The organism is Flavobacterium sp. (assembly GCF_043779715.1).
Taxonomy (GTDB): Bacteria; Bacteroidota; Bacteroidia; order Flavobacteriales; family Flavobacteriaceae; genus Flavobacterium.
Genome location: NZ_JAYWDT010000104.1, coordinates 1 through 18,962, shown reverse-complemented (window position 1 = coordinate 18,962; position 18,962 = coordinate 1). Strand labels below are relative to the sequence as shown.

15 protein-coding genes and 1 other RNA gene are annotated in these 18,962 nt (G+C 31.5%); 4 read left to right on the top strand and 12 right to left on the bottom strand.

What is annotated here, in order from left to right; genetic code table 11:
* The first annotated feature begins 125 nt into the window (after positions 1-125).
* Positions 126-2,546: a phenylalanine--tRNA ligase subunit beta gene (gene pheT, locus ACH2BG_RS05300; protein WP_395046677.1), complete on the top strand. Its 2,421-nt coding sequence runs from the start codon at positions 126-128 to the stop codon at positions 2,544-2,546.
* A gap of 66 nt (positions 2,547-2,612) precedes the next feature.
* Here the strand turns inward: pheT and ACH2BG_RS05295 are convergent, their stop codons facing one another.
* Positions 2,613-4,229 carry an ABC-F family ATP-binding cassette domain-containing protein gene (locus ACH2BG_RS05295; protein ID WP_395046676.1) on the bottom strand — a complete coding sequence of 539 codons (1,617 nt, stop codon included), beginning with the start codon at positions 4,227-4,229 and terminating at the stop codon, positions 2,613-2,615.
* A gap of 153 nt (positions 4,230-4,382) precedes the next feature.
* Here ACH2BG_RS05295 and ACH2BG_RS05290 point away from each other — a divergent pair, with 153 nt between their 5' ends.
* The gene (locus ACH2BG_RS05290; protein ID WP_395046675.1) at positions 4,383-5,774 is read left to right on the top strand and encodes a TlpA family protein disulfide reductase; all 1,392 of its coding nucleotides are present in this window, start codon (positions 4,383-4,385) and stop codon (positions 5,772-5,774) included.
* Between the two features lie 93 nt (positions 5,775-5,867).
* On the opposite strand, the gene fsa is transcribed toward ACH2BG_RS05290, so the two are convergent.
* From fsa to ffs, 5 genes are all read right to left on the bottom strand, one after another.
* On the bottom strand, positions 5,868-6,524 hold the full coding sequence (gene fsa, locus ACH2BG_RS05285; RefSeq protein ID WP_395046674.1) for a fructose-6-phosphate aldolase: 657 nt from the start codon (positions 6,522-6,524) through the stop codon (positions 5,868-5,870).
* A 16-nt stretch (positions 6,525-6,540) separates the two neighbouring features.
* Positions 6,541-7,074: a GNAT family N-acetyltransferase gene (locus tag ACH2BG_RS05280; RefSeq protein WP_395046673.1), complete on the bottom strand. Its 534-nt coding sequence runs from the start codon at positions 7,072-7,074 to the stop codon at positions 6,541-6,543.
* Positions 7,074-7,877, bottom strand: a complete 804-nt coding sequence (locus ACH2BG_RS05275) for an SDR family oxidoreductase (RefSeq protein WP_395046672.1) — start codon at positions 7,875-7,877, stop codon at positions 7,074-7,076. Before ACH2BG_RS05275 ends, ACH2BG_RS05280 begins: the two co-directional genes overlap by 1 nt.
* 6 nt (positions 7,878-7,883) lie before the next feature.
* Positions 7,884-8,900: an enolase C-terminal domain-like protein gene (locus tag ACH2BG_RS05270; RefSeq protein WP_395046671.1), complete on the bottom strand. Its 1,017-nt coding sequence runs from the start codon at positions 8,898-8,900 to the stop codon at positions 7,884-7,886.
* Positions 8,901-8,926: 26 nt separating this feature from the next.
* An RNA gene (gene ffs, locus ACH2BG_RS05265) (signal recognition particle sRNA small type) lies at positions 8,927-9,024 on the bottom strand.
* 88 nt (positions 9,025-9,112) lie between these two features.
* Between ffs and ACH2BG_RS05260 the strand changes: the two genes are divergently transcribed.
* Positions 9,113-10,159, top strand: coding sequence for a glutaminyl-peptide cyclotransferase (locus ACH2BG_RS05260; protein ID WP_395046670.1), 1,047 nt, complete (start codon positions 9,113-9,115; stop codon positions 10,157-10,159).
* Positions 10,160-10,237: 78 nt separating this feature from the next.
* Positions 10,238-10,951 (top strand): carboxypeptidase-like regulatory domain-containing protein, encoded by a 714-nt coding sequence (locus tag ACH2BG_RS05255; protein ID WP_395046669.1) that lies wholly within the window; start codon positions 10,238-10,240, stop codon positions 10,949-10,951.
* Positions 10,952-10,983: 32 nt separating this feature from the next.
* Here the strand turns inward: ACH2BG_RS05255 and ACH2BG_RS05250 are convergent, their stop codons facing one another.
* From ACH2BG_RS05250 to ACH2BG_RS05225, 6 genes are all read right to left on the bottom strand, one after another.
* On the bottom strand, positions 10,984-11,595 hold the full coding sequence (locus ACH2BG_RS05250) for a hypothetical protein (RefSeq protein ID WP_395046668.1): 612 nt from the start codon (positions 11,593-11,595) through the stop codon (positions 10,984-10,986).
* Positions 11,596-11,667: 72 nt separating this feature from the next.
* Positions 11,668-12,036 (bottom strand): methylglyoxal synthase, encoded by a 369-nt coding sequence (locus ACH2BG_RS05245; RefSeq protein ID WP_395046667.1) that lies wholly within the window; start codon positions 12,034-12,036, stop codon positions 11,668-11,670.
* Between the two features lie 211 nt (positions 12,037-12,247).
* Positions 12,248-13,099, bottom strand: coding sequence for a BadF/BadG/BcrA/BcrD ATPase family protein (locus ACH2BG_RS05240; RefSeq protein WP_395046666.1), 852 nt, complete (start codon positions 13,097-13,099; stop codon positions 12,248-12,250).
* Between the two features lie 115 nt (positions 13,100-13,214).
* A complete protein-coding gene (gene gap, locus ACH2BG_RS05235; RefSeq protein ID WP_395046665.1) occupies positions 13,215-14,216 on the bottom strand; it encodes a type I glyceraldehyde-3-phosphate dehydrogenase in 1,002 nt (333 codons plus the stop codon).
* 52 nt (positions 14,217-14,268) lie between these two features.
* A complete protein-coding gene (pfkA, locus tag ACH2BG_RS05230; RefSeq protein ID WP_395046664.1) occupies positions 14,269-15,255 on the bottom strand; it encodes a 6-phosphofructokinase in 987 nt (328 codons plus the stop codon).
* 88 nt (positions 15,256-15,343) lie between these two features.
* A partial coding sequence (locus tag ACH2BG_RS05225; RefSeq protein WP_395046663.1) for a translocation/assembly module TamB domain-containing protein occupies positions 15,344-18,962 on the bottom strand: 3,619 nt, incomplete at its 5' end.

Genomic DNA, 18,962 nt, shown 5'->3' with positions numbered 1-18,962 from the left:
TTTATTTAAATTTGAGGTTTTATTTTTTTGCTTACAAGACTAAATTATCCTATTTCAAAAAAGGAAAACTTTATTTTATACTACGAACTACAATACTTATATTTGCGCTTCAATAATTACTACACATGAAAATTTCATATAACTGGTTAAAACAATTTATAAAAACAGACTGGGATTCGGAAAAAACTGCTTCTATGCTTACCGATTTGGGTCTTGAAGTTGAAGGAATCGAAAAATACCAATCTATAAAAGGTGGATTAGAAGGAATCGTTGTAGGTCACGTACTTACTTGTGTTCAACATCCAAATGCCGATAAATTAAAAATAACCACTGTCGATTTAGGAGACGGAAATCCAATTCAAATCGTTTGTGGCGCCAGTAATGTAGCAGCAGGACAAAAAGTTCCTGTTGCCACAATAGGGACTATTCTATACGATAAAGAAGGAAAATCATTCGAGATAAAAAAAGGAAAAATTCGTGGAGAAGAAAGTCACGGAATGATTTGTGCCGAAGACGAACTAGGTCTTGGCGATAGTCATGAAGGTATTATGGTTCTCGACGAAAATTTAAAACCAGGAACTTCTGCTGCAACAGTTTTTAATATTGAGAATGATGAAGTTTTCGAAATTGGATTAACACCAAACCGTGCCGATGCCATGTCACATTGGGGAACAGCAAGAGATTTGAAAGCCGGAATGCTTCAAAACGGAACGAATATCGAACTTATAACTCCATCAGTTTCAAATTTTAAAATCGAAAAAAGAGTCTTAAAAATTGATGTACAAGTCGATGATAATAAACTTGTTCCTCGTTATTGTGGCGTTACTATTTCTGATATAAAAATTGGAACATCTCCAGCTTGGCTTCAAAATAGATTGAAAGCCATTGGAATTACTCCAAAAAATAATGTTGTCGATGTTACTAATTATGTTTTACACGAATTAGGACAACCACTACATGCTTTTGATGCAGCCAAAATTAATGGAAAAATTTTGGTGCAAAATGTTGAAGAAGGAACAAAATTTACAACTTTAGATGATGTAGAACGTTCTTTGAGTGCCGAAGATATTATGATTTGTGACGAAAACGGACCACTTTGCATTGCAGGTGTTCTTGGCGGAAAAAACTCTGGTGTTTCACAAAATACAACTTCTATATTTCTAGAAAGTGCTTATTTTAATGCTGTTTCTGTCAGAAAAACTGCAAAACGACACACAATAAGTACCGATGCTTCTTTTAGATTTGAAAGAGGAATTGATCCTAATATTACAGAATATGCGCTGAAACGTGCTGCTATTTTAATTTGCGAAGTTTCTGGTGGAGAAATCACTTCGGATATTGTAGATATTTATCCAAAGAAAATAGAAGACCATCAAGTAATGCTTAATCTTGAAAAAGTGAGCAAAATAATTGGTCAAGAAATTCCAGACGATACCATCAAAAATATATTGGCTTCGTTAGATATTAAAGTAAATAGTATTTCTAAAGTCGCATTGGGATTAGTAATTCCTGCTTATCGTGTCGATGTAACTCGAGAAATTGATGTTATTGAAGAAATCTTGAGAGTTTACGGTTATAATAATATCGATTTTACTCAAAAATTGAATGCTACAACTTCTCATTCTTCGAGAACTGAGGATTATAAAATCCAGAATATAATTGCCAACTTATTAGTCGGAAATGGGTTTAACGAAATGATGGCAAATTCGTTAACAACTCCAAACTATATCAATTTAAGCGATAGTTTAAATGAAAGTAACAATGTTTTAATAATCAATCCATTAAGTAATGATTTATCAGCTATGAGGCAATCATTATTGTTCTCAGGATTAGAAGCGGTTTCTTTTAATATTAATAGAAGAAATAACGATTTAAGGTTATTCGAATTCGGAAAAACATACCACAAATTATTGTCAGGAAATCAGGAAAATAACCATTTGACTTTGTTTATGACAGGAGATAAAACTTCGGAAAGTTGGACAAATCCACAAAAAGCTTCCGATTTCTTTTTGTTCAAAGGTTATGTATTAGCGATTTTAGAAAGACTTGGATTGTCAAAAATCATAGCATCACCATTAAATACTGATGTTTTTGCAGAAGGAATGGTTTACGAAATGGGAAATTCTACTTTGGTAGAATTTGGTACGGTTAAAAAATCGATATTAAAACATTTTGACATTAAACAAGAGGTTTTCTTTGCCGATTTTAATTGGAATGCGATAATTAAGCAAATTTCTAATAATATTAAGTTTACCGAAATCTCTAAATATCCAGAAGTTCGTCGAGATTTAGCACTTTTGTTAGACAATGAAATAGAATTCGTGCAGCTTTTTGATATTGCTAAAAAAACAGAAAAAACATTACTGAAAAATATTAATTTGTTTGATGTTTACGAAGGTAAAAATCTTCCTAAAGGCAAGAAATCGTATGCTATTAGTTTTGTTTTACAAGACAATGCAAAAACACTAACCGATTCACAAATTGATAAAGTAATGAGTAAATTAACTCAAAATTTTGAAAGCGAATTGGGAGCTGTTTTGAGATAAAAGTAAAATAATTAGCATTTTTAAATAAACAAAAACTCCAGCAATTACTGGAGTTTTCTATATAATCTAAGAATACATTTTCTTTCTTAATTCCTGAATTTTCTCATCTTCCAAATATTCATCAAAAGTAGTATAACGATCTATAACTCCTTTTGGTGTAATTTCTAGTACACGATTGGCAACAGTTTGTGCAAATTCGTGATCATGAGTTGTAAATAATATCGACCCTTTAAAGTTTTTTAACGAGTTGTTAAACGCTGTAATAGATTCCAAATCTAAGTGATTTGTTGGTTCGTCAAGCATTAAAACATTGGCGCGCATCATCATCATTCGAGATAACATGCAACGCACTTTTTCTCCTCCAGACAAAACACGACCTGTTTTTAGCGCTTCTTCGCCAGAGAAAATCATCTTTCCAAGGAAACCACGCACAAAAACTTCGTCACGCTCTTCTTCGGTTTTTGCCCATTGGCGCAACCAATCTACCAATGTCAAATCATTTTCGAAAAAACTATGATTGTCCGCAGGCAAATACGACTGGTTGGTTGTAATTCCCCAATCGAAAGTACCGGAATCGGCAGTCATATTTCCGTTTAATATTTCATAAAAAGCAGAAGTAGCACGAGAATCTTTCGAAAAAATAACGACTTTATCTCCTTTTGCCATATTCAAATCTACATTTTTGAATAAAACTTCTCCATCTATCGAAGCACTTAAGTTTTCAACATTCAAAATTTGATCTCCAGCTTCACGTTCAGTATCAAAAATAATAGCTGGATAACGACGTGATGATGGTTTTATATCGGATAAATTTAATTTATCGATCATTTTTTTACGAGAAGTTGCTTGTTTAGATTTGGCAACATTGGCACTAAAACGACGGATAAATTCTTCTAATTCTTGTTTCTTTTCTTCGGCTTTCTTATTTTGTTGTGCTCTTTGTTTTGCAGCTAACTGAGAAGATTCGTACCAGAAAGTATAGTTTCCTGAATAATGGTTTATTTTTCCAAAATCGATATCTGAAACGTGCGTACAAACTGAATCTAAAAAATGCCTGTCGTGAGAAACTACTAAAACTGTATTTTCGTAATTTGCTAAGAAATTCTCTAACCAACCTATGGTTTCAAAATCCAAGTCGTTGGTAGGCTCATCCATAATTAACACATCAGGATTACCAAATAAAGCTTGCGCCAAAAGCACACGCAATTTTAATTTTCCTTCCATATCGCCCATGAGCGTATATTGATAATCTGCAGAAATTCCTAGATTTGAAAGCATTGCACCAGCATCAGATTCCGCATTCCAACCATTCATTTCTTCGAAACGAACTTGCAACTCTCCTATTTTATCAGCATTCTCATCGGTATAATTAAGGTATAATTCGTCCATTTGACTTTTTACATCAAACAACGTTTTATTTCCCATCATTACTGTTTCTAATACCGTTTTATCATCAAACATATTGTGATTCTGATTTAGAACCGACATACGTTTTCCTGGCTCTAGAATCACGCGACCCGAAGTTGGATCTATTTCTCCGGAAATTATTTTAAGAAATGTAGATTTTCCAGCACCGTTTGCACCAATAATTCCGTAGCAATTACCTTGTGTAAAGGTTGTATTTACTTCGTCGAATAAAATTCGCTTACCAAATTGTACTGATAAATTTGAAATTGTTAACATTGATATATTTTTTATAAAAGTGTTGCAAAAGTAACAAAAATAGTGGAGTTTTGAGGCTAATATTTTACAATATCTCTAAGTTTAATTTAACTGAATGTTAACAGCATTATATCAATTATAAAAATACATTTGTTTATCAATAAATAATATTAGATGATTGCCTATTTCAAAAAAATACTTTTCCTACTACCTATTACATCTATCACACTTTTGTGTTCTTGCAAACAAGAGACAAAAGAGGAAGGCTATAAGGCCTATTTTGGTGGAGAAATAATAAATCCGAACTCGAAATTTGTGCTTTTGTGTAAAGACAATGAAGTTATAGATACTATTGTTTTAGATGATAAAAATAGGTTTCTGAAAAAATACGATTCTCTCGTTCCGGGTATGTACACTTTTAAGCATGAGCCTGAATATCAGCAAATTTATTTCGAAAAAAATGATAGTTTGATGATCCGTTTAAATACTAACGAATTTGATAATTCACTAACATTTTGTGGTCGTGGCGATGAAAAAAATAACTTCCTGATGGAACTTTTCTTGAAAAATGAAGCCGACAAAAACACATCATTCGATTTGTATGATAAAGATTTTAAAACATTCTCGAAAGCCATAGAAAAAAACTACAATTCGAGTAAAGCTTTTTATTTAAGACGAGAAACAGAAGTAGATTGGAGTGAAGATTTCGATTTGTATGCAAAAACAATGTTAGACATGCATTATTTTACTAAAAAAGAAATGTATCCATTTGTGCATGAGCGCCGTACAAATAAAAAAGTTTGTAAAAATTTACCTAACGGCTATTATGATTTTAGAAAACAAATAGATTTTAATAATGAAAAACTAACTAGTTTTTCTCCATTTGTTCGTTACTTAACATCGATGCTTAACAATGTAACTTGCAAAGACAATGACGAAAAATCATTAGAAAATAATATTAAAAAATTGCATGTTGCCGATTCGTTATTTACAAATGTTAAAATAAAAAATTCGGTTTTAAATAATATTGCTTTTATGTATTTGCTTGAAGACCAAAACATGATGAGCAACAAAACATTTTTGGATAAATATTTTCAGCTTTCGACCGATAAAGAAAAACAAAATGAAATTAAGAAGATTGAAGAATCTATTCAGCATTTATCTCCAAATAAATTATTGCCAAATATTGATTTAATTGATGCCAATGGAAAATCAGTTGCGGTAAGCAGTTTATTTACCAAAAATACAGTTGTTTTCTTCTGGACTTCCGAAGCAAAATCTCATTTAGAATCAGTACATCAAAGAGCAACAGAATTGAAGTCAAAATATCCTAATTGGGATTTTGTGTCTATAAACATTGATGATTCCGACAAACAATGGAAAAATTTACTGACTAAATATAATTTTAAAAATACAACCGAATTACACGCCACAAATTTTCAAGACATTAAAGACAAATGGGTCATTACTAAGATTCATCGTGTAATGCTCATTAATTCTGGAGGAAAAATAAAAAATGGTTTTGTAAGTTTATTTGATGCCAGTTTTGAAAATTATTTGAAGTAAAATTAGGCATTACTCAAAATAAAAAAGCAATTTCGATTAAACCGAAATTGCTTTTTTTTTATTGTTATTGATATTGATTTTTGATATTGAAACCTATTTATTTCCTTTCTCGAAATCTGCAATAAACTGAGCAATTCCAATATCTGTCAAAGGATGCTTCATTAAACCTAAGATAGATGATAAAGGTCCTGTCATAACATCGGCACCAATTTTCGCACAATTCACTACATGCATTGTATGACGAACTGATGCAGCAAGAATTTGCGTTTCGAAACCATAATTGTCATAAATATCTCTTATTTCTTGAATTAAGTTTAAACCATCGGTAGAAACATCATCTAATCTTCCTAAAAATGGAGAACAATAAGTTGCACCAGCTTTTGCAGCTAAAAGCGCTTGTCCTGCTGAGAAAATTAAAGTAACATTTGTTTTAATTCCTCTGTCAGAAAAATATTTACAAGCCATAATTCCTTCTTTGGTCATAGGTAATTTTACCACAATCTGATCATGTAATTCGGCTAGTTCCTCACCTTCACGAACCATTCCGTCAAAATCCATTGCATTTACTTCGGCACTCACATCACCTTCTACGATATTACAAATATCAACATAATGTTTCAAAATGTTGTTTTTCCCTGTAATTCCTTCTTTTGCCATAAGCGATGGGTTTGTTGTAACGCCATCAAGAACTCCAAGTGCTTGTGCTTCTTTAATTTGTGCAAGATTTGCTGTGTCAATAAAAAATTTCATCTGATTTTATTTAAAATTATAGTTGTGTACTTGTTAACTTGAACATCATTAAATTTTTTTCATTATTCAATTCAAATTCTGCATTTTGAATAAAGTTATACTTTAATAATGCATTGATTGAAGGTTTATTATTTTTATCAGTAAAAGCTTCAATAATTTGCAAATTTAGTCTATTAAATCCAAAATTAATAACTTTTGACAATGCTTCTTGCATAAATCCTTTACCTTGAAATTCAGGTGTTAATTCGTAACCCATTTCTGCAGTATTGGTTTCAAAATTGAAATTCCAATAACAAATAGAGCCAATATTCTGCTTAGTCTCTTTATTATAAATCATCCACGTGATTCCTTTTTTTTCTTTAAAATCAGAGATTCTATCAATAACAAATTGTTTAACTTCTACTAAAGAAGATTTTTTTCTACCGATAAATTTATTATTCGCATCATTGTTTCTAATTTCAAATAAAAAATCAACATCATTCATTGAAATTTCGTTCAAAATAAGCCTCTCGGTTTCAAGATTTAAAAAATCTTTTGGGAATACTATCATTACAATTTATAATGGTTCATTAACATTTTTTCATAAACTTTATCAGGCAAAACTCTTTTTAATACAATTGAAAATTTTTGCATGAAAGCCCCTACTTTATAATGTATTTTAGGATTTGGATTTTGAATAATTGCATAAACTGCTTCCGCCATTTCGTTAGGATTACTACCAGAATCTACATGTTCGTCCATCGATTTTAATGTATTTCCGTAAGGAATTTCGTAAGCAGAGCCCTTAACAACAGGTGCATGATAACGACCTGCAGCAATATTAGTTGCAAAATCGCCTGGGGCAATATTTGTAATGTGAATTCCAAAAGATTTTGTTTCCATACGAATGGCTTCGGTAATTAGCCCTAAAGCGCCTTTTGATGCCGAATAAATGCCTCGATATGGCAAACCCATATAACCTGCAATCGAAGTAATATTAATAATTAATCCCGATTTCTGACTACGCATTTGAGGCAAAACAGTTTTCATTACTTCTATTGGCCCAAAGAAATTAGTCTCAAAATGATTCTTAATTTCTTGTGTTGGAATTTCTTCAATTGGCCCAGTAATTCCTACGCCTGCATTGTTTATTACAACATCTAATCTTCCTGATTTCTCAATGACTTCGGCAATTGCTTTCTGGATCGAAGTTATATCACGAACATCGAGCGCAACTAACGGAAAAATTGAATTTTCTACTTTTTCAGGGGTTCTACTTGTGCCATAAACGATAAATCCTTTTTGATGCAAAAATTCTCCAATCGACTTCCCTATTCCTGATGAACCACCAGTTATTAAAACTACTTTATTCATAATAATTTATAATATTGATATTCCCAATCCGGGTTTATCTGATAATTGTATTTTTCCACTTATAATTTTGCTTCCGTTTGCAATATCATTTGCAATAAGATTGGCTCCATCTAAATCTGCATAATCAACTAATGAGGCTAGAACAGCTCCTGCCGAAATTCCAATCGTCGATTCGGTCATGCAACCTATCATTAGTTTGAAATTTAATAATCTGGCTTCTTTTATGAGTTGCAAAGCGGGTGTTAATCCTCCACATTTTACTAATTTAATATTAATACTATTATAATGTGGTTGCAAAGTAAGTAAATTTATGTTATCCTGACAATCTTCATCTGCCATCCAATTTGCGAATAAATTACAATCCAAAACCGAATAATTATGAGGCTTCATAGGTTGTTCTATATAACTAAACTGTTTGGAAATGACTTCGTTTTGCAACCAAATACAATCCTCTGGCGTAAAACTTCCATTAGAATCGAGCGCAATATTTTTATCTAATGTGACTAATTTCTGAATGGTTTTTTTGTCGAAATGATTGCATTTAACTTTAAATTTATTCCAATTTGAAGCTTCAATCTTTCTAATTTGATTTTCTATCGAAGCCACAGAAATGGTTATTGATGATTCTGGAAGCTCATTTATTTCGATTGAGTTTAATGCTAAAAAAGTTTTATTCTCTAATTTTCCGTATAAATCCCAATAAGCGCAATCAAGCGCAGAACGCAAAAAACTAGGTAATTCTAAAGTTAATAAAAAATCATAAAATACTGTTGGATAAATAATTTGATGATTATCAATTAAAGTTTTAATTGAATTTAATTTTATAACAAAATCTTCTAATTTAATATTGTAATAATCGATAGCAGTACACTCTCCGTAACCTGAAATTCCTTTATGATTTAATCTAATAATCAAAGCTTCTCTGTGGGAATAATTCCCATAAGCTATCGAAAAAGTTTCTTTGAGTTCGAAACGAACAATTTGCCAAGATACATTCATAAAAGTAAGAATATCTGTAAACAAAAAAATCTGAACGATGTCAGATTTAAAAATGGCAAGCGACCTACATCGCACCGCTCAACCACATACCTTTGCTGCGTTCCCACCCTGGAGGAGTCTGCAGGAGCTGGTCGTGTAGGACTTGCCGGTGCAAATATACAAACTTTTTGTATTTTTGCAAGCGCATTGTTTTATATAAAATGGTGTTGTATATTGTAATCGTAAAATAATTAGAAATGAAAAAATATAACGTATTAACATTCATCTTGTTAACAACAATATTTGTTGGTTGTGGTGATAAAAATAATTCTAAAAATTTATTTTCTATAGATGAAAGTAAGTTCAAATCGATGTTTCACAATAGTGATACAATCAATTTAACTTTAAAAAATGAAGCCAACAAAACAATCGATTCGGTAACTTACTATAATAATGATAAAAAAATTGGTGCTGTAAAAGGGAATTCAACCTTTAATTATTTATTAACCAATGAAAAATTAGGATATCAAAATCTGAAGGCTGTGGCTCATTTTGAAGGAGAAAACTCAGAAACAACAACAAGAGTCGAAATGTTATCTAGTGTAGAACCAAAAATACTAACTTATACGTTTTTAAATACTTATCCTCACGACATTGCTTCATTTACGGAAGGTTTAGAATTTTATGGTGATTATTTGTATGAAAGTACAGGACAAAAAGGGTCTTCTTATTTTAGGAAAACAGATTATAAAACAGGTAAAACTTTACAACAAGTAAATATTGATTCTAAATATTTTGGAGAAGGAATTACTTTTATAAATGGAAAACTTTTTCAATTAACTTGGCAGGAAAAAACAGGTTTTATTTATGATGCAAATACATTAAAACTGGAAAAAACATTCCAATTTGATAAAAATATTGAAGGTTGGGGAATGACAAATGACAAAAAATACATTTACCAATCTGATGGAACGGAGAAAATCTGGAAAATGAACCCAGAAAATCAAAAAATGATCGATTTTGTAAATGTTTATACCAATACGAGTAAAATAAAAAGTGTAAACGAACTAGAATGGATAAACGGAAAAATTTTTGCTAATATTTGGCAGAAAGATGCTATAATCATCATAAATCCTTTAACAGGTGCTGTTGAAGCATTAGTAGATTTGTCTGGTTTAAGAAAATTAGCTCATGTTACTGTTGATGATGTAATAAACGGTATCGCTTACAATCCTAAAACTAAAACCATTTTTGTAACTGGGAAAAACTGGGACAAAATGTTTGAGATAAAAGTGAATAATTAATAATTTTTTAAAACTGTCCCAACCTTTTCTGAAAAAATTGCCTCTATATAAATATAGAAACAATTTTAAACCTAAAAAATGAAAAGTAAAATCAATATATCAATTCCAGAACCTTGTCATGAAAACTGGCAAGCTATGACTTCTGTCGAAAAAGGAAAATTTTGTGGTTCTTGTCAGAAAAATGTATTTGATTTTACAAAAGCTACCGACAGACAAATTATTGAAGCTTACAATAAAGACAACAAGCTCTGCGGAAGATTCCTAAACACACAACTAAACCGAGATTTAGTCACTCCGAAAGAAAAAGGTTCCATTTGGTTGGCAACTACTTCTACCCTATTTAGTTTACTAGCTTTTGGAAATAATGAAGTGAAAGCGCAAGAAACTCCTAAAACGGAACAAACAGAAACCAAGCATTTGTTAGGAAAACCAGCACAACAGCAAGAAGTACAAACAAACGAAGAAAGAGAAATTACAGGAATTGTTTCCGATGCAACTGGAGCAATGCCTGGAGTAATTGTGGTTGTAAAAGGAACCCAAAGAAGTGTTTCAACTGATTTTGATGGTAAATATTCTATAAAAGCAAAAGAAGGAGAAACCTTAGTTTTTTCTTTTATGGGAATGGAAGAGGAAAACTTGATTATTGGTAATTCTAGTAAATATAATATTACAATGAAAGAAATTGAAACTCGTTTAATGGGAGATATGATAATCATGGTTGGCGGAATTTCTGCAAAACGAAAAACATTCTTCGGTAGAAAATTCCATAAAATTGGTAATTGGTTTAAATAAAAAAACGAGCACTTAGCTCGTTTTTTTATTATTTATCTTCTCTTCTTTTTTGGTGCTGGAGTCGCCGCTTTTGCTTTAGCAACTTCATATTTCATCGAAGTCGGATTGTAGGAATATTTTGTACTTGAAGATTTGTCACTAAGCGAAAAATCTTCTCCCAAAAGGGTAAATTCATAACCTGATCTTCTCGTTTTTTCTTGTGTTTCTGAAGCGGTTTTTAGTTTATCTAAAAATACAATTTCTTTAATCTTTGCAACAGTTTGTGTGTTACTTATTAATAAAGTTTTTGTAGCTGGATTCCAGATTTGAGATTCGGTAATCGTATTTTCTTCTGTTTTTAATTTGGTTTCTATTTTTTGTTTATCTGTCCAAGCCACAAGATACATGGGCGTTCCTTTTGTTGTAAATGTTGTTATTTTACAATCTGTAGGCGTTCCTTTATCTGGATAAGTTTTTAGCAATAAAGTATCTTTTGAAGTAGCATTATTTACAAAAAGGTAAAATTTGTTTTTTACTAATTCTGCCGAAGAATTATTCCCTTTTGCAACAACTACTGATGGTATTGCTTTAGGTGTTGCTTTCTTTTTTTGAGAATATGCATTTCCACAGAAAACAAGTAAGACTAACAGTGCGATTTTTTTCATAATAAACAGGTAATTTGGTTGAGCCAATATACAAAAATATTTGAGCCACAAAATAAAAAAAACATTATTATTTTATTTAGAAATAGCATACAACAATAACTGTGCCGTAGCTTCATTTGTGGCTAAAGGAACATTATGAACATCACAAACACGAATAAGCATATTTATATCTACTTCGTGCGGATGGCTTGAGTTTGGGTCCTTAAAGAACAAAACCATTTGGGTTTTCCCTTCTGCTACTCGAGCAGCAATTTGAGCATCGCCACCCATAGGTCCGGAGAGCATTTTTGTAACCTGAAAACCTGCATTTTCTGCTTTATTTCCAGTTGTTCCTGTTGCTATTAAAGAAATGTTTTTTGCATGAAGAATTGATGCATTTTTATTTAAAAACTGAACTAAATCGGCTTTCATTCGGTCGTGAGCAATTATAGCAATTTCCATTTATTTAAAGATTTTACATAAATTAAAAAGAATCACTAAAATTAAAATATAAATATATGCCCCTAACAAACCAGTAATGTAAATACGCCTCATCATTTTTTTTTCAGATTCAGTATCAATATCGTAATTGAAAAAATTAATAGTTTTAATTCTTTTAAGAATCAAGATTCCAATTAAACAAATAAATATAATCAAATATCTTTCCATTTAATTATCTATTTAAAATATGAAAATCTATCAAACCATCTACTGGTCGACGCAATATATTTCCTAATTTAATTTCGTGTATTGTTAAAATATTTTGCAATTCTTCTTTTAGATAAAAAGCTATCGAACCTATAAAATGTACTGGAACTTCTTTATAATTATCGAATTGTTTGATGTAGTTTTCGACAAAAATTTCGATTTCTTCGCTTATAATTTTTTGACAAAATTCAGTGTCTTTGTGTTTTACTAAAAACTGAGCAAATCTTGCTAAATAAGCATTGGGATTAGGCTCTTTGTATAAATTATGTTTGATAAAATCTGGTTCGACATTATAAGTTGTTTCAAACTCATGGGCTAAATTTACTGGCATTTTATTAAAATAATAAGCTCGCAACAAATGTCTTCCGAAACGGTTTCCTGAGCAATCGTCCATAGCAATGTAACCTAGTGATTGCACTTTTTGATGTAATACTTGTCCGTCATAATAACTACAATTAGATCCTGTACCAAGAATACAAACTATTGCTTTTTCGTTTTTAGGTGTTGTGGCATATACTGCAGCATACGTGTCTTCGTGAACGGTTATTTTTGAATTTGGAAAATAATTTTGAAAAACTTCTGTCAAAAAAACTTTCGTTCTGTTCGTTCCGCAACCAGCACCGTAAAAGAAAAGATGCGTTACTTTGTCTTTATTATTTGAAATGTCGAATGTATCATTTAACCTAATAATGATTTCTTCTTTGGTTAAAACCTCTGGATTTAGTCCTAACGATTGTGTGGTAAATAATACTTTTCCTGCATCATTTACTGCAATCCAATCGGCTTTTGTAGAGCCACTATCTACGAGTAATTTCATTTTAGATTTAGTGTTTTGGTTGGTTGGTTTCTAGCCCCGACAGTAGCGGCATCCTTTTTCTTTTTTCTTTAAAAAGGAAAAGATATAGCGAATGCCGGGAAATAGCTCCTAAAAATTATTTTAATCCTGCGATATGTACTGATAAATCGATTAGTTTGCTCGAATATCCGTATTCGTTGTCGTACCAAGATACGATTTTGAAGAAAGTAGAATTCAAACCGATTCCAGCTTTTGAATCTACAACTGAGGTTAGTTTTTCTCCAATAAAATCTTGAGAAACTACATCATCTTCAGTAAAACCTAAAATCCCTTTCATAGAAGTTTCTGAAGCATTTTTTAAAACTGACATTATTTCTTCGTAAGAAGTTTCTTTGGCTAATTTTACGGTTAAATCTACTACTGAAACATCGGCAGTTGGAACTCTCATTGACATTCCTGTTAGTTTTCCGTTTAGTTCTGGGATTACTTTTCCTACTGCTTTTGCAGCTCCTGTCGATGCTGGAATGATGTTTAGAAGTGCTGCTCTTCCGCCTCTAAAATCCCTTTTTGAAGGGCCATCGACAGTGTGTTGTGTTGCTGTTGTAGAGTGTATTGTGGTCATTAACCCTTCTACAATTCCGAAGTTATCGTTGATTACTTTTGCTAATGGTGCCAAACAATTGGTGGTACAAGACGCATTAGATACAATGGTATCGGCAGCAGTTGCTTTCGCGTGGTTGACTCCCATAACAAACATTGGTGCATCTGCTGAAGGTGCTGATATAACTACTTTTTTTGCGCCTCCTTTTATGTGTGCCTGAGCAGTTTCTATTGTGGTAAAAATTCCAGTACATTCAGCCACTACATCTACTCCTACTTCATCCCATTTTAGCGTTGATGGATCTTTCTCTCCTGTAACACGAATGTGTTTGTCGTTTACAAAAAGTTTTCCATCTTTAACTTCTACTTTTCCTGCAAAACGCCCGTGAACTGAATCATATTTTAATAAATAAGCTAAATGCTCTACATCTAATAAATCATTTATTGCTACTACTTCTACATTATCTCTGTTATAGGTTTCTCTAAAAACTATTCTTCCTATTCTTCCGAAACCGTTTATTCCTAATTTTACTTTCATACATTTTACATTTGTCTTGAACGGCACGTTCAAGCTATTATTACTCTCTATTTTACGTTGTCATGATTTCTGAAACTCTTAATAATTCTTTATCAATTTCAGATTTCCCTTTGATGGCTTGTTCTAATGGTGTTAATGCTACTTTGTCGCTAAGCAATCCCACCATGAAATTTGATTTTCCTTCTAGTAATGATTCGACAGCTTTTACACCAAGACGAGAAGCAAGTACTCTGTCGAAACAAGATGGCGCACCACCACGTTGCATGTGACCTAATACTGAAACACGAACATCATATTCTGGCAAATTTTCTTCGACATAATCTTTCAGTTCAAATACATTTTTACCTATTTTATCTCCTTCGGAAACCACTACAATACTCGATGATTTTCCCGAAGCTTTACTTTTTTGCAATGATTCTAATAATCTTTCTAATCCCAAATCTTCTTCGGGAATTAGGATTTCCTCTGCTCCTGCTCCAATTCCTGCATTTAATGCAATGTGACCTGCATCACGCCCCATGACTTCGACAAAAAACAATCGGTTATGAGAACTGGCGGTATCACGAATCTTATCTATAACTTCTACCACAGTGTTTAAAGCGGTATCGTAACCTAAAGTATGGCTAGTACCAAAAATATCATTGTCGATAGTTCCTGGAATTCCCATTACGGGATAATCGAATTCGTTGTTAAAGATTTCGGCACCAGTAAATGTTCCGTCACCACCAATAACTACTAGCGCATCGATATTTGAATTGATAAGATGTTGGTGTGCTTTTTGACGACCTTCGGCTGTCATAAACTCTTTAGATCGTGCCGATTTTAAGATTGTTCCTCCTTTATTGACGATATTGTTTACAGATCGTGGTCCCATTTCTTTAAAATCGCCTTCTATCATTCCTTGATAACCACGATATATTCCTATACATTCTATATTATGATAAGCACAAGTACGCACTACCGAACGGATTGCAGCATTCATCCCTGGAGCATCTCCTCCTGAGGTTAAAACTCCTATTTTTTTTATCGCTTTTGGCATTAATTATGATTATTCAAATTTGGGTTACTAAAGTATTACAATTTTAAATGTGATAAACATTAAAAATTAATTAATATTTATCTTTAATTTAATCTGGAGCAGTTTCTGGAACAGTTTTGGGTTTCTCAGTTGCTTTTTTCTGACGCTGTTCTGAAAACTGAATAAAATCTGGTGTTAAATCGGAATCTGGCACTTCCTCTTTTTTAGACTCTTTTTCTTTCTTGCTTTTTTTAGAATTTAAAATTTTTGCAACTAATTCCTTGAAAGTATTAAAATCGACTTCATAAGAAACCCCCAATCCTTGAGTATAACCAATACTTTCTCCTATATAATTGGTGTCATTTTCACGATTAAAAAATCGGGCTTTGAGCGAGCCATCTTCGTTAAGACGTAATTGAACTTCTACATCTCCTACAATAACCGACTCGTTTACACCACCGACTGGAACTCCTAACTTTCCATTGATTGTTACTTTATCACTAATTTTTGTTGAAAGCGTTACTCCTACTTGTGCATCTGTTCTAGAATCTAAATTTTGTTTGTTTCCTTGTATAAAGTAAGGATCTACTTTTAGTTTGTCATCTTCATTAGAAAAAATATCTTGAAACAAACTATTTGCTTTTTCGAGAATATTTCCAGCAATTATATTTTCTCCAACACCTTTGTCACTCAGAAAACTTCCTGACGATAACAATGCCATAGCTTGTGTTTGTCTCTTGTCGCTATCACTTAATTTATATTCTATTTCAGATTTTAAAACCGAACTTAATGTTGGAAAATTAATAGATATATCAGGAATTGGGCTTGTAAGTTTATCTGTGAGTTTGATAACAACTTCGGTAGGAACTTTTTTAGTAAATGATGAATTTTCTAATAATATTCCTGGATTTGCTTCGGTTTTATAAACCGCTTCCATATTTAATGTTGCATTTAGCGGATTTCCATCCCAAGAGATTGATCCTCCTTTTTTGATATCAAATTTCTTATCTATAATCCCTCCATATTTAAAATTATAAGAACCTTCATAAACCTGAAAATCACCCCACATATTAAATTTACCCAATGTGTTTATTTCCATTAGCAAACTTCCCGCACCACGTCCTTTTAGCGAATGTCCTGAACTTTTATCTATAATCACCTCTATTTCAGCATCTTTAGTAATGTCTAGTTCAAAATTAAGCTCGACTCCGTTATAACTTTTAGCTTTTTTCCCTTTTGTTTTATTAGAAATATCATCTTTTTCCGATTTAAATTTTATAAAATCATTTTCAGATGAAGTTTCAGAATCTGTAATTGGGATTTTTATAGACGTTCCTTTTTCCGATTTTGCATTTACATTAATAACCAATCCATTTATTGGTCCTTTTATAGTCGCATCTCCATCGATAAAAGCCGTTCCGTAATATAATGCATCGTCAGAATCTTTGGTATCTAGAGCCACAATTCTGTTGGATGCAAGGTTCAAATCTAAAATCCAATCACCAAAATTATGATGGCGAATTCCTCCGCTCAATACTCCTTTTGTATTGTATTTAGAGTCATTAATTTTTATATTTCTAAATGAAAACTGATTTTCTGTTATATCAACAACCGAATTATTTTCGAAATTATAATCGATATTTAAGTACGGGATTTTTAAACCTGCTTTGTTCAAATACAATCTGCCTTTAATTTCTGGATTTTCCAATTCTCCTTCAAAACTCGCTGTTCCGGAAGCTAATCCTCGAATATTTGTAATCACATTACCGCCTAAAGCACTAAAGACGCCCATATTAAAATTATTAAGTCGAAGATCTAGATCTAGTAATGTTTTTTTGTTTTCGATAAATATGTTTCCGTCGGCAGAAAAAGATTCTAATCCGTCATTTTTTAAGACTGAATTAATTTTGAAATTTTTAAAACTATCATCACCTTTTACATCGATAGCTAATTTCCCTAAAGCTAAATTGTTAATACTTAAACTATCAATGGATACTGATGCTGTTGGCTCATAAATAGATTTATTTTGTTTAAAATTAACTAATCCGTTTACTTTTCCTTTAAATTTTAAGCTATCTATAGATGGTGTAATTTTGTCGAGTTCAATATCTTTTAACGAAAGTTTTAAATCCTTATAAGTTGAATCTCGCAAAACACCCATAAGTTCCAATACCTGATTTTTGTGTGACATTGTTATTCTTTCGAAAGAAAAATCAGTCATCTTTTTGTTGAAAATTATCTTGTTGTCTTTAGATTCATTTTCATTTATGAACCACAAATAATTTTTGAAGTTTACTTCCGATTTTTTGATTCCAACTACACTATTTTTGTCTTTATTGATGGTGTGATATAAGTTTAAATTATAAAAATCATCTGCTTTTTTCCCTCCTTTAAACTCTGTTCTAAAAAATAAAGTATCGTTTGCCGTTACATTTATCAAACTAAAATCAGATACTTTATAATGTTTTGTTTTGATGCTATCCATCTCGACATAAACATTATACAAAGGATTTTTATTGTCTATATCAATGCTTATATTGTCGAAATAATTATTGTAAGCCGTAATTGTTGGCGATTTGAAATTGAATTTAAACTCATCATTATCAGAATTTATCATTCCTTTCATAAAAGTATTTTCACCTAGAGAAACTTGCGGAAGAAAAATTTCGATTAGTTTGCTGTACACATTAAAATCGAATTTCAAGAACTGACCTTTGTTTACTTTATTTGGCGAATAATTAGCATATAAACTTCCTAAAGAATTTTCTACCAGTTTTTGAAGCTGATTAAACTGAAATTTTCCTACCACTTTTCCTTCAATAATATCGGGAGAATTGATGGTCATGGTTCTAATACGATTTTCGTCAAAAGAGGATTTTACCACAAAATCATCAAAAAAGTAAGTGTCTTTGTTATTTTCGTAAGAAGTTTGATTTATAAAAACTTCTCCGTATAAATTATCTATTGTATTTCCTTGCAATTTCATCGTAACATCACCACGAAAAACCGAAATAGAATCGGCAGTATATAGTTTTAGTTTTTTAAGATTCGCATATTCAACATTGGCATGAAAATCGTATTTATTCTCTTTCTTGTTTAGGTTAAGAATTCCATCGAAATCCATTTGCAAATTCGGGTCATTTACATTTATATCTCCTTTGAATATCGATTTTATCATGGTTCCATCAACCACCATATTCTTGTAATTGTATTTATTGTAATAAACACTTTGCACTGTTCCTTTAATTTCAGTATCCAAATACTTTTGGTTGAATCCTTTTCCGTCAACATCTAAATCAAGATTTACAACACCAACATCGGTTCTATTTAAGAGTTTTCCTAAATTAAAATTATCTAGTTTTACGTTTCCTATATAGGTTGCATTGTCTATATTATCAATACTTGTCATACTCAAATTAGACTTTATATTTCCTAGAGCAGTTTTTAATGAAATATTTGCTTTTATGGTTTTTAAAGTAACTTCTGTCGTTCCTGAAAGATTAAATACACCAAATTTCTTGAATGTTGTGGGAAGATTTTCCCCTAAAACTCTAGGTAAAATTGCGTTAAGATTATTATAGGTTGAGGATATTTTAGAAAAATTACCTTTCATATAAAAATCCCCTTTATTTTTAGAAAAAAGGTTTTTAAACGTAAAATCTCCAATAATTTCGGATTTGTTATTGTCTATTAATTTCAGATTTTTTGTAGAAAAATTATTTAATGTC